The organism is Streptomyces sp. NPDC042346, assembly GCF_055581845.1.
Window position 1 is genome coordinate 187,227 of record NZ_JBVJEH010000015.1, and the last position, 18,931, is coordinate 206,157.

Below are 18,931 nucleotides of genomic sequence, written 5' to 3' on the forward strand. Positions count from 1 at the left end.
TATACGAATCTTGCACGGCCTTTTCCGGCCGTCAAGATCTATTCTGACGATGATCTTGCGCTTTGCGGCTTATGTCCGGTCTGTTCTGGTGTGGCGCTGACCTGGCCATCTACCCGGCAGCGGTCGGTGGAGCACCCGTCGCCCTCCGCAGCCGCACCGGTCGGCCCCGTACTTTCGGCCATGCCGAAGGTCCCACCCCCTCCTCGGGCAAGGCACGGAGTGCCGCCACGGCGCTCCGTGGCCGCTGTGGCGGAGATCACGACCCCTCTTCCGGACGCGCAGGCTCCGCAGCCGACTTCGAGCGCGCGACCAGCCGGCCCGGAACGGCAACCCGTCCGAGCGCGAGCAACGCCATGAACGCGATGAACAGGCGGTAGAGCGTCACCAGCCCGGCCACCAGGCCACCAAGAAGAGCGAGCAGCAGCACCGGCCTGCCCCAGGGGCTCGGAAGATAGGGCGCCGTCACCACCGTCCCCAGCAGGCTGACCGTCAGGACCGCCCACACCACACCCCGGGCGAACGACCCCGCGGCCAGACGCGCCCGCTCGGCCGCCAGAGAATCGCGCACTCCCCCGCGCGCGGTCGCCTCTGCGGCCCGCCGCTTACCGGCCGCCATGGCGCTGCTCCCCGGTCCGAGACGTTCCATCGGCTGTGCGCGCGACGGCCTGCTGGGCATCCCGCAGGCCGGCGGCCAGCTCGTCCAGCCCGACGGTGAGTTCGTCGAGGAGCTCCGCCGGCGCGGCGTCCTCGACGAGCCGGGACCGCCGACTCCCGCGATAGGCACCCGGTGCCTCGGCCCCGGGCCCGGCGTCGTCCAGGTCAGCCAGCCTGTGCTCCAGGCGCTCGTGCTCGCCCAGGGCCGCGGCCGCCGACACGCCCAGCCGCCGGTAGGCGGCCTCGTAGCCCTCGACGACGTCGAGGCCCTCGCCGTCCTCGCCGGCGGCCAGCACCAGGCCGGCGGCGTCCCACAGGAACCGGTGTCCGGCCTCGGCCGCGCGCCGGAGCTCGGGAACTCCCGACGCCGTTGCCGCCGCGGCCACTTCCTGCTGCAGGGCCAGGAGCCGGTGGATGCACTCCGCCCGAGGGGCGGTGGCATCCACGACTCGCACATGGCGGCGGGTGACGATCGCGGCGAGGCGCGGCCCGCCCCAGGCCAGCGCGACGCCCGCCGCCGCGGCCACGATCAGGGCCGCGCCCGCGGACAGGCGGTCGCCCAGCACCGGGGGCAGCAGCAGGACCGCGGCCACGACCACGGCCAACCGCCCCACGCTCACCGCGGCCGGCAGCTCGGCGCCGCCGATCCTGCGCAGGAACGGTGCCGGCCGCCGACCCCACACCGTACGGGCGAGCAGCGGCTTCCACCGCGCCCCCGCAGCCGGGGCGACCACTCCGACCTCCGCGGGGAAGGCGTCCTCGAACCGCGCCTCCGAGTCCAGCGGGTACCCCCACCGGACCCACCCCCACTCCGTCCGCTCCACCGGCCGCACCGCACCGACGGCAGATTCGAAGGCCGCGGCGTCGGCGCGGCTCTCTCCCGACGCGGCGAGGTGGTACTGCAGGGCGTGGACCGTTTCGCAGTGCCAGCGGTCCACGTCACCGCCGTAGGGGAGCGGCCGGAGCCCGTCGCGGAACTCGCCCATCACTTGGACGCCCCCTCACCCGGCAGGGCCGGCCCGGGGCAGCTGTCCAGGACGCGGCGCAGCGCGTCCTTCTCCGGCGGGGTCAGCCAGAGCCTGTACTTCGTCTTCACCGCGATCTGGCGCTGCGCGTAGCCGCAGCGGATCGACTTGTTCGGCGGCAGCCAGGTGGCGGCGTCGCCGTCCCCCTTCGCCTCGTTCGTCGGGCCGTCGACCGCCACCAGGTTGAGCGGGTCGTTGGCGAGGCTGAGCCGCTCGGCGGCGCTCAGCTGCTGCGCGCCGGTCTGCCAGCTGAGGCTCAGGGGCACGACGTGGTCGATCTGGACGGCCAACGACGTCTTGACGCCGCGGATGAAGGAGATGGTGCGCGCGGTGTACGGGTCGTGGAGCGTCCCGGAGACGACCGTGCACGGACCCTGCCGCACGACGCCGGTCAGATCGCGGGCGAGGATGTCGTCGCGGGTCGAGCAGCCGTTGTGGCTTCCCGGCGCGGTGCTGTTGTCGCTCCAGGCCGGACCGAACTCATCGCGGCTGTACCCGGTCTGGGGAGCTCTGCCCTTGACGGGGAGCCGGTCGAGCTCCTGGAGAGCGGCGGTGGCCGACATCATGGGCCCGGCCGCTGCCTCGGGCGCCGACTTCACGATGTCGACGGGGGTGCAGGCGGCGAGCGTGGCCGCCGCAGCGAGGGCGGCGCCGATGGCCGCGGCGCGAAGAGGGTGGGGCATGGAGTGGTGCTCCTGACTGGTCGGAGGTGCGCGTCATCCCATAGAGGTGCCGCGCGGCGTATCCGTGTGACCACTCCCGCCCCACCGGTGTCGAGAAGTTCGGCGCGCCCGCTCCCGTGGCGCGCCTCGGCGTCAGCCGAGGGTGCCGCTGAAGGTGATCCGGTCGCCGCGGTCATCGGCCTCGACCGTGACCGGGCCGGGGACGGCGGAGGAGGGGAGGGTGAACCGCACGGTGACGGTGGCCGAGCGCGAGGGAGCGATCGGGGCGTCGGGGTAGTTCAGGCTCGGGGTGACGGTCGCGGCGTCGGTCAGGCCGGCTCCGGTCATCACCCGCAGGGTGATCCCCAGGCCCGGCCGCGGCCGGGTGTCGTCGTTGGTGACGGTGAGGTCGGCCGTCGCCGTCCGCTTGCCGCCGGTGTCCGGCCCGAGCGTGATCGGGGAGAGCCGCAAGCCCGCCGGCGACCAGGCCCCGAAGGGGAGGAGGGGGCCAGGCGACGACGGCGTCGTGGCGGTGGGCTCGGGAGAGCCGGCCGCCGAGGCGTTCCCGGGCAGGGTGCCCTCGAAGAAGAGGTCGTCCGCCTCCGCCATCCCCTCCTGGGTGGCCTCGGCGGTGACGGTGACCCGCTGGCCCAGGCCCTGCGGAGGAACGGCCACCCCTATCTCGGCGGTGAAGGTGGCGCCCGGCGCGACCTTCGTCGCAGCGTCGTGCGCGGGGAGCCCGGAGAGGGTCTGGTCCTTGACCGGGACGGCCTGGCGCCCCAGCGGTCCGTAGCGCACGGTGAGCGCGGTGTCCGGCAGCAGGGTGATCCGGTCGCTGGTGTTGGTGAACGTCGCCGTGGTGCGAAGGACGGTCCAGCCGGCCGGCACCTCGCCGGAGGAGGAGCTGGCCTGCTGGAGCGGGGCCACCGCCAAGGTCCAGCCCTGCGCCGCGACGGGCACGGCCCGCCCCAGCTCGGTGATCCCGGCCGGCAGCCCGGCCTGCGTGGCACCGCCGGTCGCCGACGCGGACGCCGGGCCGGGAGCAGGCGGCCCCGACGTGGAGCCGGCGCACCCAGCCGACAGCGCCGCGACGGCCATCACGACTACGGCGGCCCATCCCCGTGTGCTGCGCATGATTCTTCCCCTCGGTCATGGCGCGCGATCGCGCTCCTGAACGGGGATCATGCCAAAACAGCCGGCGATCGAACCTCAGCGATGTCGGGCGGCGGGCGCACCGGGCAGCACAAGCCGATGACATGCGCCCGTTGCTCCCTGTGCTGCCTCGGGTTCGCGGGGCCCGCTGACGGCGAGCGGTCCGGTGTACTCGCGGACCCGGGCGACGGCGGCCAGCCCCTCGCGGAAGATCCGCTGGTTCCTGGAATGGAGGGCTTCCGCCGCGACCAGGCGACCGAACAGGAGGTCGGCGCTGATCAGGCCCAGGCGGTACGACTCGTTGGCGTACTCCGCTGCCGCATCGGCTGCCGTACGGGACAGTTCGTTCGCGCGCCTCGCCCACGCCTCGATGGCCTGCCCATGGTCGTCGGGGTCCGGGAGGCGGACTACGTGTTCGGCGAACGCCTGGGCAGCGGCGAATGCCAGGGAGAACGGCTTGAGGATCATGCCTGCGCCTCCGTTGCGGGGTACTCGCTGCTGAGCGCGGCGGTGCACCGGCGGTGCTGCTCGGCGGTGATGAGACCGGACTCAAGCTGCGCGTCGAACAGGGTGTGCGCGGCCCTCAGTTCCTCGGCACGCGCACGTTCGATCGTGGCTGGGTCGCCTGCACGGAGGGCCAGGCGGAGGTCGGCGATCCGGGCGCTGTGCTGCCGTGCCCGCTCGCGCACGGTCTCGCGGTCGATGGTGTTCATGTGGGGTGTTCCTTGAAGGGGGTTGGAGGGGCGGCCGTCCGGCGGCTGTCACTGGCCGGTTCAGACCTGGCGCAGCGCGGGGTACGGGCCGCCGAGCGGCCTGCTGTAGCCGGCGGGTACGAGGTAGGCGACGTAGCAGCAGACGGTCGCGCCGCAGTGGAAGGTGACGTGCAGACCGAAGGGGATCGCACCGCTCCCCGCGCTGAGCGGCTCGACCCGGCGGATGAACGGGTCCTGCTGCGCGGTCAGTACGCCGATCAGGTACCGCTCGACGGCGGTGAGCGGCGTCTTGCCGACGGCCGGCAGCGCGGCGGCGCGCAGCCGCGGCGGTGGTGCCCCCTGCGGTTCGGCGCGCCCGTCCGGCGGGCGGGCGGCCACGATCTGGAGGTAGACCTCGGCGCCGGTGGGGAGGGTCAGCCGCAGCCCGAACCGGCTGTGGGTACAGCCGGTCTCGGCGAAGGTGGCGACCTGCCCCTGGTTTCTTGGGCTCTCGTCGAGGCAGGTGCGTAGAAACGACTCGAACTCGCAAGCCTGCCAGGGCTGGAGAAGGGCGGGGGTCGGGCTGCTCATCGCTCGGCCCCCTGTCCGGCGCACGCCGTGTGGTGGTCGGTGACCATGCCGATCAGCGTGGGCAGCACGTCGCCGGACTCTGCATTGCACAGGTGCTCTCCACGCCCGGTGTGGACCAGTTCGAGGTCGCGGTTGGCGGGGTCGCCGGAGTCGAGCAGCGGGTAGTCGTCCCAGACGGTCGCCGGGGCCGGCAGCCGTTCGGCCGGGGTGGTTGCCGCTGGCCCGAGGAGGCGGTCGTGGCTCATCGGTGGCTCTCCTCGTACGGCTCCAGTGCGGCGAGCACGGTGAGGCCGAGGACCTGGGCTCCGGCGCCGGCGAGCCAGTCCTGGACCGTCGTTCCTGCGGGAACGCCGGACAGCTGCTTGGCGAGGTCCGCGACGTCGGTGTGGGGCGCTCCCTCGGCGGTGCAGCCGGCCTTGTAGGTGCCGACCCCGGGCACGTGGGCGACGAAGTGGCCGTCCGCGCCGGACCAGTGGGGGTCCTGCCAGAGCTTGAAGACGGCGGTGGGGGCCTGCTCCTGGAGGGCTGTCGCAAGGTCGTCCGAGCTGCCGAGCGGGGTCTCGTGGATGCCGTAGCACGCGCCGAGCGCCAGCCGGGAGGGTTCCGGCTCCTCGGTGTCTCCCCAGTCGAGGCCCAGGTCCTCGTCAGAGATGGCCCTGAGCACGGCGGCCTCCTCGTCCTCGTGGACGGCGTAGACGAACAGCTGCATCGGTGAGCGGTCGGACATGACGGATCTCCGTATCGGGTGAGTGGGTGATGGGTCAGGGGCGGGGGCGGTGCGGTTCCGGCACCGCCCCCGGGGTGGTTCAGGCCGCGAGCGCGGCGTCCGGACGCTGGCGCTTCCTCAGCCCCCGCGTGCGGAGCGGGTCGTGGCGCTGCTCGTCCACGGGGACCACGGTGGTGATCGGGTCGGCATCCTCGGGGAGGAGGTCCAGGCGAACCCAGTAGGGCATCACCCAGCGGGTGGTCTCGCCCTGGCGCGCCTTGCCGATCCGGAACCGGCGGAAGTGACCGCACCGCTGGTGGGGTGCCTGCTGGACGCCGGAGGGGATGCCGTCGCCGTCCAGCACACGCCCCGCCGCCCGGCGGGCCGCGTGCAACGCGGGGCCGACGCGCCAGCCGATCTCGACGAAGAACGGGTCGCGGCTCTTGCTGACCGCCCGGCGCTTCTTCTTCGACGGCTTGACGACGGGCGGCTCGGCCAAGTCCCGGTTGTCGCAGCACAGGTAGATCAGGATGCTCAACGCGGGGCGCAGCAGCTCCTCGAACAGGGTGTACGCGGCGGCCTTGTCACGGGTCCGGCTCCAGTGGGCCTCGGCCCTCGCGGCGGCGAAGTCCACGGCCTGGGTCATGGTGAACTTCTCCATCCCGGTGGGGATGTTCATCCGTATGTAGGTCTGGCCACGCACCTCCCAGGTCTCCTCGTCGAGGAGGTCGATCACGAAGAGCAGGCCGAGACCTTCGATCTCCTCGTCGGTGTAGGTCTGCTGCTCGGGGGCCTGGTTGAACCCGAAGAGGTAGAAGCCGCGGACCAGGCCGTCCGACTCCTTGTAACGGACTGGCCAGGGTTCGGGCAGGACGACGAGCGGGTTGATGTGCGGGAGCTGGCTGAAGATGTTGCCGGGCAGCGTTTCCGAGGTCGAGCGGTACAACTCGGCGGCCAGGTGCTGGTTGAGGTCGTAGGTGACCCTTCCCCTGCGGGCCCACATGCGGAAGACCCCCACGTGGCTGGCGACGTCGATCAGGTCGGCCTGCTCGGCGAGCGTCAGGCCAGGCGGGGCGGTGTGCCGGAGGGTGACCGGCCGCCCGGTGGAGAGTTGGTCGAGCTTGGGGGCGAGCCACAGGTGGTTGCCGCGCAGCGCGCTCTCCCGCTCGGTCAGCGCTTCCACGAAGACCTCGCTGATGTCGCGGCTCTTGAGCGCGCGGGAGTGTCGGCGATTCATCTTGGCCATCCCTGTGGCTACGGGCCCTACGGGCCGGGGCGTCCCGGTGGACCGCTGGGCGGCGGTCCACCGGGGGAGGAACCGGTGCGGGGCGGCCAGTGGGCTGCGCCGGGCCGATGACCCGTTCACACCGAAGATGCCCTAACCATAACGTAACTCCTAGAATTAAGCAATCATGGCGTGACGGGGATAGGCACCAGGAAGAACTCCTGCCCGCCTTCGGCGGCCACGCGGATCGGCCGGTCCGGCAGCGCGCCGAACACCGCCGCCGCCACGACCTCCGGGACGCTGCCAGGGCCCAGCGCCGGCCCGAGAGCCGAGCGGATCGCCGCCAGGGTGTCCGCAGACAAGGGCGCCTTCAACGGCGCGGCCTTGGCCTCCGCCGCACAGGCCGCCAGCTCCCCGTCGTCGGCGCTCGCGCCCAGGCCGCGGCGGCGGGCGACGGCGGCCACCGTCGTGGCGAGCGCCGCGCGGTTGTGCCACCGGCACAGCTCGCCGGGGGTCCCCACAGGGTGCAGGTGCCGGGCGGTGCCGATCGAGGTCTTCTTCTTCACTCGTCCTCCGTTGCGGGAAAAGGGGCCGGCCTGACACCGGGGGCAGGTTGGGGGCCGGGCGCGACCCGGCCCCCAACCCCACGGTCACAGGTAGGCGCTGACCTTCTGCGCAAACTCGTCCGGCCCGATGACGGGGATGCCCAGCTGCTCCGCCTTCTTCTTCTTCGAGCCTGCCTTGTCCCCGGCGACGACCAGGCTGGTGCTCTTGGAGACGCTGGACCCGGACCGGCCCCCCGCCTTCTCGATCAGCTCGTTCATGTCGTTGCGCGACAGCAGTCCGAGGCGGCCACTCATCGCCCCCGTCACCACGACCGTCATCCCGGCCAGCGGCAGCACCGCTCCCGCATCCGGGACGGAGCCGGAGATGTCGGCCGACGGGGCGCTGTCCTGCGGTCCGCCGAGGTTGACGCCCGCCGCCGCCAACTTGGCGATCACCGGCTCCAGCTCCACCAGCTCGGCCAACATCCAGGCCGCCTTCTCCGAGCCGATCCCCTCGACCTGGCGCAGCTCGGCGGCCGACGCGGCCTGGACGGCGGCCATGCTGCCGAAGAAGTCGGCCACCCGGCGGGACATGCTGCGCCCCGTCCCCCGGACCCCCAAGGCGCAGAACACCCGGGCGAGGGGCTGCTGCTTCGCTGCGGCGAGGCGGTCCAGGATCTTGGCGGCCGTCTTCTCGCTGCCGGTTGCCGCGGTGAGCTGCCCCAGCGTGAGGGTGAACAGGTCGGCGACATCCTGCACCGCCTCCTGCGCGACCAGTTGCGCGACGACCTTCGGTCCGATGCCCTGGATGTCCAGGACATCGCGCTGTACGGCGTAGGTGATGGACGCCGCGAGGTTGCACGCGCGGCCCTTCAGGCACCTCCAGCGCTCCTGGCTCTTGTCGATCTCCCCTCCGCAGCCCGGGCAGACCGTGGGCAGCTCGATCGGCGTCTCCTGGCCGGTGCGGGCCGAGGCCACGGGGGCGAGGATCTGCGGAATCACGTCGCCGGCCCTGCGGAGTACGACGCGGTCGCCGATGCGCAGCCCCAGCCGGGCGATCATGCCGGGGTTATGGAGGGTGGCGAACTGCACCGTGACGCCCTCGATCTCGGCCGGCTCGACCTCGCCTCGCGGAGCGATGTTGCCCGTGCGCCCGGTGGTCCAGGTGGCGGCGATGAGCGTCGAAATCACCTCCAACGCGGGCAACTTGTATGCGATCGCCCATCGGGGCGCGCGCGAGCCGGAGCCCGCGGCGGCCTGGTCCTGTGGGTGGTCGGCTTTGATGACGATGCCGTCAATCCCGACCGGGAGGTCTGCTCGCTGCGCGGCGACCTTCTCGACGTACGCCTGGATGTCCTTGATGAGCGGTGAGGTCAGCGTGCCGACCGGGGTGTCGTCCACGGTCTGGACCCCGAGGCTACCCAGGGTCTTCATCAGCTCGGTGTGGGTCATCTCCTCGCGGATCAGTCGGCCGGTCGTGCCGTCGGCCACGGGCAGAAGCCCGTATCCGTAGAAGCTGAGGGGGATGGTGTACTCCCGGCCGGTCGCGCGGAGCGAGCCCGAGGCGGCGTTGCGGGGGTTGGAGAACGGGTCCTCGCCGTGGGCGACGCGGATGCGGTTCGCCTCCTCGAAGCGGGACTGGAGCAGGACCACTTCACCACGGACCTCGACCGAGACCGGCATGTCCAGCTCGACCGGCAGGCCGTCGATGGTGCCGATGGCGTGGGAGACGTCCTCCCCGGTCGTGCCGGTGCCCCGGGTGACGAGCCGGACGAGCTTGCCCTCGTTGTAGTGCGCCGCGACCGCCAGCCCGTCGATCTTCGGGCCGGCGTGGAGCCCGCGCGGCTCGCTGCCCAGTCGCTTGCCCAGGGATTGGATCCAGCGGGCCAGTTCCTCGGCCTCGAAGACGTTGTCGAGGGAGAGCATGGGGGTCGTGTGTGCGACCGATCCCTCGGGCAGCGCCCCGGCGGCCACCAGGGTGGTAGGCGACTCGGCCGCGCGCTGGTCCGGGTGCTTCTGCTCGTAGGCGGCGATGGCGTCCATGAGGCGGTCGTAGGAGACGTCGTCCATCTGCGAGTCACCGCCGCCGTGGTACGCGGCCGCGGCGCTCCGGGCCTGATTCAGGGCGCGGAGGTAGGCGTCCTCGTCGGTGATGGGAGCCAAGGTGTTCGGCACGTTCGTGTCCTTCTTGCTGGTGGTGGCTGACGACCGTTCCGTCGTCGAGCGGTGCCGCCCGGATGCGGTCGCGGGGCGCGAGGTGGCTGCCGGGCACGGGGTTCGGCCGCATCGAGCGACGATACTCAAACCATACCCTTATTCATAGCGTTAAGCAACCTCTTGTGTATTGGCTCCGTCTCCCCGTCCGGCACGCTCGCCAAGCGGGCGGTCGAGCCGCGGCGGCGGAGTGCCGCAGGTCTTCCGCGCTCGCGTGCGCGGCGGCACCCTGGGCTGGGCTGGCGACGGGGTGGGTCGAAATGCGTGGTGCAGCCGCCGACGGACCGCTGGAAGGCCGCCGGGGACTCATCCGGCGCCCTCGGGTGCAGGGCGCCGCCCACAGCGGCCGGCCGGCGTGGTGCTGTCCATGGGCGATCCGGCGATCGTCACCCAGTAGCCGGTGGACACGAACCGGCCGAGCCGGGGCGTATGCACCTCCATCTGCCAGCTCTCCGGCGGCAATCCCGGGTCCGCCTCCCAGTGGAACTCCAGCGCGGGTCCGTCTTCGCGGGCCGCACGAAGGTCCTCCTCGCAGCGGCGTTGCGCGGTGGCCAGGTCGTCGAAGAGCGGTTCCATCGGCCAGCTGCCCTCGGCGTCGCTGTAGTCCGCTCGGTATCGGATGGGCGTACCGGTAGCAGTTGGCCGGGGCCTCGTCATGCTGCCGGCCGCCGATCCGGCCTCTGGTGCGCTTCGAACGAGCGGAGGATCGTGACGTCGTGGTCGGCCAGCACCTGCGCGTACGCGCCGTTGTCGCGCACGTAGCGGTTGATCTCGGGATCGTCGATGGAGTGCGCGGTCCAGCAGAGCATGTGGCTGCGGCCCGAGGTGCGCTCGTCGGAGCAGATCTTGCGTGCGTCGGCTTCGCTCATCCGCCAGAGCACCCGCCGGTGGGCGGTGTTCGAGTTCTTGGAGGCGATGAAGACCACCACTTGCGCGGTCATGCGGAGTTCCGATCGTGTGTGGGTGCCCTGCGCGGCTCGGCCGGCGCGGCGGTATGGGATAGAGCGTTTTGTAGCCCGGCGCACCAGCCGGGTGCTGGTGCGCCGGGGGCTCCAAAGGTGACTGACTGGGCCTTCTGTGTCGTCCACGGGCGGAAGGGCCGCCTCGGTGCCTGCTACGGGGGCGTGACCTCGAAGGTGCCGGTGGAGAGGTTCACGGTCAGGTTCGAGTTGTGTCCCGGCGGGTCGAGGCGCGAGTAGGTCGCGAGGAGGTCCCGGAACCGGGCGTCCAGCGCGTCGGCCGATTCGTCCTGCTGCTCCGGGGCCTCGTACTGCCATTCCCGGCCGCCCGTGCCGTGAAGCCAGAGCGTCTCCTCGTCCCAGTACACGCCATCGGAGTAGTTCGCGTTGGTCACGAACTCGACGCTGACTGCTGTGCCGTCGGCCTGGTCGGGGCAGCGGGCGCACATGGCGCGCAACACCTGGAGCAGCTCCTGCTCCACCCGTTCGTCCGCCGCCCCCCGCAGCCAGCTGCCCAGTTCGTCGAGCTCGTCTCGGGTCAGCAGTGGGAGCAGAGGTCTCATGTGGTCCTTGGTCAGCATCGCCCTGGTGAGCAGAATGCCCGGCTCCACGGCGGCGTCCGGCCTGGGGCCGGAGGCATCCGAGAGCCCGTTGGTGCGGTCGTGGCCGTCGGCGGTCGCGGTGCGACTGTCATTCATGATCATTTTCTTCTTCCGGACTGGGTTCGGGTGCGCAGCGGGACGCGACGGGCGCGGCTCGGCGTCCCGTAGGGCGGCTCGTCTCGCCGGCCGGGGCGCCGTCGGTCACCGGCGGCAAGGGGCTGGCTACGGTTGCTGGTCGGCCGCCTTCTTCCGGGCGCTGACCTCCGGGCACGTGCAGCGTCGTCGCTGGTGTGAACCGAAGTCGTGTTCGTTCAGGTCCTTGAGGCCGACATGGCAGCATGTTGTGCGGCCCACAAGGCGATCCGCCTCCTTGACGTAGTGGACGATCGGATCGCGGCCCAGCTTCGCGCGTACCTCGGCTGCCTTTTCTGCGGCCTTCCTCCCGATCGCGTACACGGCATCCCGCTCCTCCCGGGAGCTGTAGGGAAAGTACGGATTGCGGAGGTGGGCCTTCACCCTCGCGTGCACGGCCTGCTGACTTTCGGAGGCCCCTGGGGTCCAGGGGCTGCGTGCCGAACTCATCGTCATCTCCTCGTGTGGTTGCTGCTTGGGCTGCGTGGTCTCACGCGCACGCGCTCTTGAGTGGGTGTCACTCGTGCAGCGGGACGAAGAGGACGGGGCTCGGCGTCCCGTAGGGCTTCTCGTCGTCGGCGATTTCGATCAGTACGTCCGCCACGAACGTCCGGTCGAAGTCGGGGGCCTCGACCGTGACGTGGGGGCCGTAGTGGAGCGTCGCGCCATAGGTGTTCCAGGCCGGCCCGTCGTCGTAGTCGTTGGTCACGATGAACGTGACCGCGCTCGGCGCCGGGTGCTTCGGGCTGTCCGCGAAGAACTCGATCAGAGCTTCCCGGAGGTCCGTGCGCAGCTCGGCCGGAACCTGGGGGTAAACGTCGTGGGCAGGGCCCCGGGTGACGGGGAAGGCGTCGCGCAATGCGGCGGCGACGTCGGGCGGAAGGCCCCGCGAGGGCGTGGCGCCGAGTTCGGGAGGGAGGGCTGCGGACGCGGTAGCCAAGGCGCCGAAGGCGTGCTTCAGGTCCTCTTCGGTGGCGCGGAGTACGGCGTCCTGGGCGTGACGCTCGATGTCGGACAGGGGCTTGGGCATGGCTGGGCTCCTGATCGGATGGAAGGAGGCCGCCCACCATCAGGCGGACGGTGGGCGGTGCTCACGCGGCAGAGCGAGCGCTCGGAGGGCCCGGTCTGTGCGGCGCGGTTCCTGACGGTCGGAGGCACCGCCCCGGCAACTCCTTAACCATACCCATTCTCATCGACTTAAGCAATATTGGCTTTGGGGTAAGGCTCTGCGCCGAGGGCGATGAGCGTGCGGGAGCGCTCAGCGCGACTGCGCCCGACGGGCAGGACATAGCGGAAGTTGCCGGGATGACGGATCGAGCGGGCTCCGAGCTGCTCCAGGGCCCTCGGCAGCCACTGCGCCGGGGATTCGCCGGCCGTGCGGGGCGGCGCTCCGAGAGCGGCCAGCCGACTCTCCACCCCTGCGGCCCCGGGCTCGGGCACGCGGCTGGTCAGCTTGGCTCGGGACCGGGCCGTCAGAACGGTGCCGTCCGGCAGCAGCGTCAGCGTTCGCTTCGTCCCGCGCCCGGTGAACCGGAAGTTGCAGCTCTGGTACACGATGCCGAGGTGCCCGTTGGAGATGATCAACTCTCCGTTCGGCGTGCGCCGTGACCTGGGTACCGGGTCGGAGAAGCTCACCACTCCCCGGATGCCGCGCTCGGCGGCACGTCTGAGGGCCGCCGCGATGAAGAAGCTCTCGCCGTTGGCGGCCACGTCGTCGGTGAGGGCCAGGCGCGAGATCTCCGCGCTCTCGTAGTACGGCCTCAATCGGGGAAAGGCCCTGGTGAGGACACGTTCGTTCATGGGGCAGCCCAGGACGAGAACGCCGGCCAGGGCGGCGCCGTCGGGGCCGGGTCCTTCCTCGCCCTGCGGCGGCTCGTGGTCCCACAGGCCGTAGCGGTGGAGAGCCGAGGGCCAGCCGGCCAGGTAGTGGTGGTGCTCGATGAACGACCGGGCGAGCGCCTCGGGGATCTCGGTGACGCTGTACCGCTCGCGCCGGAAGCCGCCCTCGCTGACGTGCCTCCAGCTGGGCAGGCCGTACCGCCAGCGCTGGGTCCAGCCCTGCGGCCGGCCGGAAAGGATGCCGCGCATCTCCGCCGTGGTGGGCGTCACGCCGCGCATGCCGGCACCCCCGCGTCCTCCAGCCGCTCCATCAGGTGGCTCCTCCACCAGAGCGCGTACGACTTGCAGTTGCTCTCCGTCTTGTGGGTCGGGCTGCACCCGCGCTCCCTGCGGCCGGCCGAGCTCCAGGCCATCGAGTCGGCCGACGCCAGCGAGCGGGACAGCGTCAGGCCCTGGATCTTGAAGCCGAAGGCGTGCAGCGGCACCAGCGGCGCCCCTTCGCCGCCAAGGCGGGCGAGCTCGTCCAGGAGGAGGGAGGCACGCCAGTGGTTCTGGCGCCGGCACATGCTGCCGACGCCCACCAGCGGCTCGGCCAGGAGGTCGATGCCGGCGTCGGCGTACATCTCGGCGCAGCGGAGGTAGTGGGGGCGCAGCCAGCCCTGCAGGACCGGGATGACGCGGGTCTTGATGCCCAAGGAGCGCAGTTCGACGACGGAGTCGACGGTGCGCCTCAGGTGCTCGTCGATGGTGAGGCCCGTCTTGGGCAGCATCCAGGGCTCGCAGACCCAGTCCATGGGACTGCACCACTCGAGGTTGCCGATCTCGTCGTGGTAGCGGTTGACGGCGGTGGCGTACTGCTGGGCGGTGGTCTTCCACCGGCCGTAGAGGTCGACCTCGCTGAACGCGCCGCTGTCCAGGGCCCAGGGGCCGGCGGCCCGGGGCAGGGACTTGCGGTTCATCAGCCGCCGGTTGGAGACGAACAGGGGAAAGTCGAGGTGCTCCATCCAGGCGGGCTGGTGGACGCCCAGGTGGAACCTGACGGGAGTTGGGGTGAGGGCGGGGGCGGTCATGGCAGGAGCCGTTCGTCGGGTGTCGGTTGCTCGGGCCAGGGCGCGAGCAGGGTCGGGTCGCCGGCGTCCTCGCGGGCCCGGTCCTGGGCCTCGGCGGCGCGGACGCGGCCGGTGTGGAACCGGTCGGCTGCGTGCCCGCTCGGCCGGATGCACCGCTGCTCGGCCGTGACCGAACAGCGCGGGCAGGGCAGGGAGCCGGGGCAGGTGAAGGTGTCCACCAGCCAGTCGCAGGTCGGACAGGGTGCGCCGCTCACCGGCCGCCCGGCCCGGTCGACCAGGGCGCCGTCGGCGAGCAGCTGCTGGTACTCGAACCGGAAGACCGGCGCCGGGAACGGCTGGCGCACGGCGGCGCCGGCGCTCGGCCGAGAGAGCTCAGCGGTCACCGGGGCCCTCCAGGCGGCGGTAGGCGGCGGCCAGGACCTCGCCGGCCAGCCCCGCAGGGGGCTCCGCGTAGGCGAGCAAGGCCTCTCCCGCCGCGGACTCGACGACCGACAGCGCCGGGTACCGGCGCGCCGCCCGTTCGAGGGCCTTGTGGAGCGAGTGGGTGTCGATGAGCAGCACCCGTCCGGGGCTGCCGGGTTCGTTGGCCAGCCGCAAGAGGGCGACGCTGCCCGGAGTCGGTGCGCAGCTGCGAGCGACGTGGTCGAGGCAGGCGTACGCCAGGACGGCGGCGGGAGCGAGCCGTCCGGCCCCGCGGTTCAGGCTGAGCACGTGAGTGCGGTCGCCGCGGTGGTGCTCCCCCGGAGCGGCGGTGGAGAGCAGGTCGAGGTCGCGAAACTGGTTGGTGAGGATGTCCTCGAGGCCGGCGCGCGGCTGGTCGGGGGAAGCGACCTGCGGGGCGTACATCGTCGCGATGCAGGCGATGTCGCGGCCGACGGTGTCGTCCGACGGCGTCCTCCAGCCGCTGAGCTCTGCTGCTCGGCGGACGTGGGTGCGCAGCTCGGCCCGGGTGAATGTGGAGAGTCCGGCGCGCGCGAACAGGTAGTGCCAGGTCGGGACGGGGCAGGGCGTGCCGCTGAGCAGCCACCAGTGGAGCAGCCACAGACTCGCCGGGTCTTCCAGGTACGGGTCGGCGCCGGCTTCGTCGAGCAGCCAGTGGCCGCGGGCGGTCGGCGTCACCGCTCCGCTCCCTGCGGCGTCCTCCTCGACGAGGCCGAAGGCGCCGGCCCAGAACCGCATGCTCGCCACCATGCTGGAACCGACGCCGAGGACGACGGGTGCGTCGGGGCGGCGGAAGACCAGCGGGTCGTCCTGGACGGCGTGGTGGACCTTCAGGAGCCACCCCTGCCTCGGGGGGTAGGTCCGGTGGCGGCCGAAGGCCGGTAGGCAGCCGGCCAGCGGCGGGTGATCCGTCATCGGGACGGGGTTCTCCTTGTCGTGGACGGTGCCCTGCCGCTCGGCGGCAGGGCACCCGGGTGGTCGGGATCAGGCCGGGGCCTCGGAGCGGGCGAACACCCTGGGGCCGGAGGGCCAGACGACGCTCACCTGCTGGCGGTGCAGCAGGTCGGTCAGGTCCTTGTCAGGAGCGGAGGGGAGCAGCAGGACCCCGCGCGGTTCCGCATCGAAGTAGCGGGCCAGGTCGTGGAGTTCTCCGATGGCTTCCCGCACGACAGTGCGAGCTGCTGTCGCGCGGGCCACCACGAGCTCGTTGCGGGTGAGGTCGTACAGGTCGACGTGGAGTTCGGCGAAGGCCCCGGCCACCTTGACCCGGAAGCTGGACAGCTTCGCCTGGTACGCCCACCGGGCGTAGCTCTCGTAGGCCCGCAGCAGCCTGCCCGCGGCCTCCTCGGCCGGGTTGGGATCGGCGGCCCTCATGCCGATGCCGGGACCGATCTGACGGACGGTGTTCAGCTCCGCGATGGGGTCGGCAGTGCCCAGGCCCGTCGGGGCGCCGTTCAGCGGCAGCAGCCGGAAGACGATGGCCCGTCTGACCTGCTGGGGCCGCCGTGCGTCGAAGGGAGCATCGGCGTAGACGACCGGCACATCGGGGTCCAGCCGGTACTGGCCCAGGTACTGGGCCGGTCGTTCGTGGAGCTGGAGGAACACGCGCAGTGCCCGGCCGTCCTGCTCATGTTCGATGACGGAGCGGTTTCCCTGCGAGAGCGTCTGGTCAGTGCCGTCGAGGCCGCCCTCCCCGCCGAAGTGCAGATGCGTGCCGGTCCAGCCGTCGAGACAACTGGCTTCGGCGTCCGGTGTGATGAACAGGTGGACGTTCGGGCTCTGCCTCGACGGGCTGATGCGGCCGTGGATGCGGCCTCCGAAGCGGGCGTGGAGGTCGGCGCGGTCGATGTGCTCGCCGGGGATGAGGTCCCAGGACACAGGGTCTCCTTGTAACGGGCTTAGCTGGAGCGGGAGTTCGGTGGGACGGCGCCGCCGGGCTGTGCGCCCGGCGGCGAAGGGCCGTCTCCGGCGGGGCCGGATGTCAGCGGCGGCAGTCGATACCGACGACCAGGAAGTCGGCGGGCAGGGCGTCGATGTAGGCGTTCGCGTGGTCGTGGTACGCGGTGCTGCCCGTCTCGGCGGCGTCGTCCAAGTCCAGGTCGGCCGGGTCGGCGGTCCACGTGCCGTCGAGTTCGAGGAGGATGTGGCCGGGTACCGCCCGGCGGCGGGCCCGCGCGATGAACCCGGCCCGGTCCAGGCTGACCAGCGCCACCTCCCCGCGCCACTGCCGCGAGCCCGTCCCTCCCGACCCGCCCTTGATCTTGGCCAGGGCCTTGAGCCGGGGCTGGTCGCGGAAGGCGGTGAGAGCTCGGGAGGAGTGGTTGCCCCACTGCTCCGCGAACGTGGCCCACGGCTGGGCGGGGGGCATCCCTTCGGTGGCGTGCGCCCAGGCGTCGTAGAGGTCGGCCGCCTTCGCCGCGCGCTGGTCCCGTAGAGCTGCGAGGTCGAGGAGGCTGAGGACGCCGCCCGCGCACCGACCGGGCTCTCCTGCCGTGGACCGTACGAGGCGAGGATCGTCGACGGGCGCTCCGGTGACCAGCGGGAAGTGGCTGGTGTACCGGCCTTCGGAGATCCGGTAGCTGGCGGAGTCGTCGTCGTCGGCTTCCTCGACAGCGCACAGTGCTCGGGCGGCGAGGTCGTAAGCGGTTTCGGCGGCCTGCGGGGGCAGGCAGACCAGGATGTGGCGTGAAGTCATCGGGGTGGTCCGTTCGCGGAGGAGCAGAGTGCGCCGAACCAGGAGCAGACCCTTGGGGTGAGCTCCGTCGGCCGGGCGATACTCAAACAATATCTAGAGTCATAGACTTAAGCAACTCTCAGCGCCTCCGGCTCCGTGGGATGTCGAAGGGGCGGCCGATGTGCCAGTGCGGCTTCCGCCCGCTGTACTGGCACTCATAGGCGACCTTGGGGTGCTTCCACGGAAACTTGCGCGCCAGCCGATCCACGGCCCTCTGCGCCGAGTCCGGCGACGGGTACGGCCGCTTGTCGAGACAGGCGCGTTTGCGGGTGGCGGACACCTTCGTGCGCCGCAGGGCGGACTTGCCCATCAGGCGCCTCCTTTCGGTGCGCACCCCTGCGGCCGGCTGGCGCGCGAGGGTCGGTCCGAGGTCCCCGGCTCCTTGGCCAGGGAAGTTCCGGGGGCTGGCGGCAGCCGCACCTCTTCCAGATGCCAGATGAAGTGCGTGCGGCGGCTCGGCAGGCCGTCGTTGCCGGGGAGGGCGAAGCGCCGGGCCCGGAGCCGCGGCGTTCCGTCAGACTTCGTGTCGTCCATGATTCCCTTCGAAGTGAGTCGTGGGTGGAACCTGCGGGCCGCGGCCGACAGGCCACGCTGGGGGGCCGGGGCCCGAGCGGCGGTCTCCGGACCTGGAGCGGGGTGGGCTATGCGTAGTAGCTCGCCATGATCCACTCCGGCTTCATGGCGTGCGGACGCAACTCCAGCACGGACAGTGCCCGCGCCAGGGGCCCGTCGTACTGGGGGACGGCGCTCATCGCCGCGACGTCCAGGGGGAGCGGCTTCCCGTCGGCCTCGCGGACGGTGGCGGCGAGGATGTGGCCCTCGTCGTCCGGGCCGATCGAGTACGTCCGCAGCAGCAGTTCGCCCAGCCCGAAGGCCGCCAGGCGCTCCTCGGCTGCACCGGCGAAGTAGTCGCCGTGGTTCTCCTCGCGCATGGCCTCCGTTGCCCACGAAACGCGAGGCATCAGCCAGGATTCGCCGTCGGCGCTGTACCAGGTCAGGTCGCTCGCCAGTCCGGCCCAGCCGTCGGCCGGACCTCCCAGGCGGTACCCGTACATCAGGGCTGTGTGGTTCTCGATGGCGCCCATGGCGTCCTCCGTGTGGTGGTGTGGTCGGTCCGGGTCGAGCGGTGGGGGCTGTGGGCGGGCTCAGGTCAGCGCCTTGTAGATGGCCTCCGCCTCCTCACGGAAGTACTCGCACGCCTCGACGTACATCTCCTGCTCGGCGTTGGACACGTGAGTTCCCATGCCGCCCGTCACTCCCCTGTCGGCAGTCGTCTCCGCCCTCGCGATCGCGTCCTGGAAGACCAGCGAGGCGTGCCTGAGCGCGCACAGGCCGACGACCTCGGACCACATCTTGATGAGCTCCTGGCGCAGCTCCAGCCCCTTGAACAGGCTCGACGCGTTGATGATCCCCGGGTCCATGCCCTTGAACCGGTCCCAGTGCTCGACCAGCTTCTTCTTCTGGTCTTCCAGTGCGCGCTGAGCCCGGCCGGAGAGTCGGTCGTGGATCTGGGTGGATCGCTTGCTGGCGGCGGAGGTCATCGTGGTCTCCCGTGGAGTACTGGGGTGGGCTGTTCGGCGGGGGGGGGGGGGGGGGCCCCCCCCCCCCCCCCCCGCGGGCGCCCCCCCCCCCCCCAGTGAATTTTTATGCAGATTGTGTGGGGGGGGGTGAGGGGCCCCCTGACCGCC

General features: G+C 71.7%; 26 protein-coding genes. All 26 read right to left on the reverse strand.

Going from position 1 to position 18,931, the window contains the following annotated elements; genetic code table 11:
• Nucleotides 1-256 precede the first annotated feature (256 nt).
• The 26 genes from ACZ6K0_RS41235 to ACZ6K0_RS41360 all read right to left on the reverse strand — a co-directional run bounded on the left by ACZ6K0_RS41235 (nt 257) and on the right by ACZ6K0_RS41360 (nt 18,784).
• Entirely contained in the window at nt 257-616 is a 360-nt protein-coding gene (locus ACZ6K0_RS41235; protein ID WP_469234988.1) for a hypothetical protein, read from the reverse strand.
• Nucleotides 603-1,640: a hypothetical protein gene (locus tag ACZ6K0_RS41240; protein ID WP_469234987.1), complete on the reverse strand. Its 1,038-nt coding sequence runs from the start codon at nt 1,638-1,640 to the stop codon at nt 603-605. Before ACZ6K0_RS41240 ends, ACZ6K0_RS41235 begins: the two co-directional genes overlap by 14 nt.
• Nucleotides 1,640-2,362 carry an HNH endonuclease family protein gene (locus tag ACZ6K0_RS41245; protein WP_469234985.1) on the reverse strand — a complete coding sequence of 241 codons (723 nt, stop codon included), beginning with the start codon at nt 2,360-2,362 and terminating at the stop codon, nt 1,640-1,642. Before ACZ6K0_RS41245 ends, ACZ6K0_RS41240 begins: the two co-directional genes overlap by 1 nt.
• Before the next feature lie 132 nt (nt 2,363-2,494).
• Complete coding sequence (locus tag ACZ6K0_RS41250; RefSeq protein ID WP_469234983.1) at nt 2,495-3,475, reverse strand: hypothetical protein; 981 nt, start codon at nt 3,473-3,475, stop codon at nt 2,495-2,497.
• 75 nt (nt 3,476-3,550) lie between these two features.
• Nucleotides 3,551-3,961 (reverse strand): hypothetical protein, encoded by a 411-nt coding sequence (locus tag ACZ6K0_RS41255; RefSeq protein WP_469234981.1) that lies wholly within the window; start codon nt 3,959-3,961, stop codon nt 3,551-3,553.
• Entirely contained in the window at nt 3,958-4,206 is a 249-nt protein-coding gene (locus tag ACZ6K0_RS41260; RefSeq protein ID WP_469234979.1) for a hypothetical protein, read from the reverse strand. The genes ACZ6K0_RS41255 and ACZ6K0_RS41260 overlap by 4 nt, the downstream gene beginning before the upstream one ends.
• A gap of 60 nt (nt 4,207-4,266) precedes the next feature.
• Nucleotides 4,267-4,776: a hypothetical protein gene (locus ACZ6K0_RS41265; protein ID WP_469234977.1), complete on the reverse strand. Its 510-nt coding sequence runs from the start codon at nt 4,774-4,776 to the stop codon at nt 4,267-4,269.
• The gene (locus tag ACZ6K0_RS41270; RefSeq protein WP_469234975.1) at nt 4,773-5,021 is read right to left on the reverse strand and encodes a hypothetical protein; all 249 of its coding nucleotides are present in this window, start codon (nt 5,019-5,021) and stop codon (nt 4,773-4,775) included. The genes ACZ6K0_RS41265 and ACZ6K0_RS41270 overlap by 4 nt, the downstream gene beginning before the upstream one ends.
• The gene (locus ACZ6K0_RS41275; protein ID WP_469234973.1) at nt 5,018-5,503 is read right to left on the reverse strand and encodes a hypothetical protein; all 486 of its coding nucleotides are present in this window, start codon (nt 5,501-5,503) and stop codon (nt 5,018-5,020) included. The genes ACZ6K0_RS41270 and ACZ6K0_RS41275 overlap by 4 nt, the downstream gene beginning before the upstream one ends.
• Before the next feature lie 79 nt (nt 5,504-5,582).
• Nucleotides 5,583-6,719, reverse strand: coding sequence for an AcrVA2 family anti-CRISPR protein (locus ACZ6K0_RS41280; RefSeq protein ID WP_469234971.1), 1,137 nt, complete (start codon nt 6,717-6,719; stop codon nt 5,583-5,585).
• 173 nt (nt 6,720-6,892) lie between these two features.
• The gene (locus tag ACZ6K0_RS41285) at nt 6,893-7,273 is read right to left on the reverse strand and encodes a hypothetical protein (protein WP_469234969.1); all 381 of its coding nucleotides are present in this window, start codon (nt 7,271-7,273) and stop codon (nt 6,893-6,895) included.
• An 84-nt stretch (nt 7,274-7,357) separates the two neighbouring features.
• The gene (gene ligA, locus ACZ6K0_RS41290) at nt 7,358-9,427 is read right to left on the reverse strand and encodes an NAD-dependent DNA ligase LigA (protein ID WP_469234967.1); all 2,070 of its coding nucleotides are present in this window, start codon (nt 9,425-9,427) and stop codon (nt 7,358-7,360) included.
• Nucleotides 9,428-9,772: 345 nt separating this feature from the next.
• On the reverse strand, nt 9,773-10,042 hold the full coding sequence (locus ACZ6K0_RS41295; RefSeq protein WP_469234965.1) for a hypothetical protein: 270 nt from the start codon (nt 10,040-10,042) through the stop codon (nt 9,773-9,775).
• A gap of 77 nt (nt 10,043-10,119) precedes the next feature.
• The gene (locus ACZ6K0_RS41300) at nt 10,120-10,407 is read right to left on the reverse strand and encodes a hypothetical protein (protein ID WP_469234963.1); all 288 of its coding nucleotides are present in this window, start codon (nt 10,405-10,407) and stop codon (nt 10,120-10,122) included.
• 173 nt (nt 10,408-10,580) lie between these two features.
• On the reverse strand, nt 10,581-11,123 hold the full coding sequence (locus ACZ6K0_RS41305; RefSeq protein WP_469234961.1) for a hypothetical protein: 543 nt from the start codon (nt 11,121-11,123) through the stop codon (nt 10,581-10,583).
• A 126-nt stretch (nt 11,124-11,249) separates the two neighbouring features.
• Nucleotides 11,250-11,609, reverse strand: coding sequence for a hypothetical protein (locus ACZ6K0_RS41310; protein ID WP_469234959.1), 360 nt, complete (start codon nt 11,607-11,609; stop codon nt 11,250-11,252).
• A gap of 67 nt (nt 11,610-11,676) precedes the next feature.
• Complete coding sequence (locus ACZ6K0_RS41315) at nt 11,677-12,189, reverse strand: hypothetical protein (protein WP_469234957.1); 513 nt, start codon at nt 12,187-12,189, stop codon at nt 11,677-11,679.
• Nucleotides 12,190-12,356: 167 nt separating this feature from the next.
• Entirely contained in the window at nt 12,357-13,277 is a 921-nt protein-coding gene (locus ACZ6K0_RS41320; protein ID WP_469234955.1) for a Mom family adenine methylcarbamoylation protein, read from the reverse strand.
• Entirely contained in the window at nt 13,265-14,068 is an 804-nt protein-coding gene (locus tag ACZ6K0_RS41325) for a deazapurine DNA modification protein DpdA family protein (protein ID WP_469234953.1), read from the reverse strand. Before ACZ6K0_RS41325 ends, ACZ6K0_RS41320 begins: the two co-directional genes overlap by 13 nt.
• Nucleotides 14,065-14,451 (reverse strand): hypothetical protein, encoded by a 387-nt coding sequence (locus ACZ6K0_RS41330; RefSeq protein WP_469234942.1) that lies wholly within the window; start codon nt 14,449-14,451, stop codon nt 14,065-14,067. Before ACZ6K0_RS41330 ends, ACZ6K0_RS41325 begins: the two co-directional genes overlap by 4 nt.
• Complete coding sequence (locus tag ACZ6K0_RS41335) at nt 14,441-15,424, reverse strand: DUF4007 family protein (protein ID WP_469234940.1); 984 nt, start codon at nt 15,422-15,424, stop codon at nt 14,441-14,443. Before ACZ6K0_RS41335 ends, ACZ6K0_RS41330 begins: the two co-directional genes overlap by 11 nt.
• A 69-nt stretch (nt 15,425-15,493) precedes the next feature.
• Complete coding sequence (locus ACZ6K0_RS41340) at nt 15,494-16,387, reverse strand: SRA domain-containing endonuclease (RefSeq protein ID WP_469234938.1); 894 nt, start codon at nt 16,385-16,387, stop codon at nt 15,494-15,496.
• Between the two features lie 103 nt (nt 16,388-16,490).
• Nucleotides 16,491-17,204, reverse strand: coding sequence for a hypothetical protein (locus tag ACZ6K0_RS41345; RefSeq protein ID WP_469234936.1), 714 nt, complete (start codon nt 17,202-17,204; stop codon nt 16,491-16,493).
• A 118-nt stretch (nt 17,205-17,322) separates the two neighbouring features.
• A complete protein-coding gene (locus ACZ6K0_RS41350) occupies nt 17,323-17,553 on the reverse strand; it encodes a hypothetical protein (protein ID WP_469234935.1) in 231 nt (76 codons plus the stop codon).
• 331 nt (nt 17,554-17,884) lie between these two features.
• Complete coding sequence (locus ACZ6K0_RS41355) at nt 17,885-18,328, reverse strand: hypothetical protein (RefSeq protein WP_469234933.1); 444 nt, start codon at nt 18,326-18,328, stop codon at nt 17,885-17,887.
• A gap of 60 nt (nt 18,329-18,388) precedes the next feature.
• A complete protein-coding gene (locus tag ACZ6K0_RS41360; RefSeq protein WP_469234931.1) occupies nt 18,389-18,784 on the reverse strand; it encodes a hypothetical protein in 396 nt (131 codons plus the stop codon).
• Between the last annotated feature and the right edge of the window lie 147 nt (nt 18,785-18,931).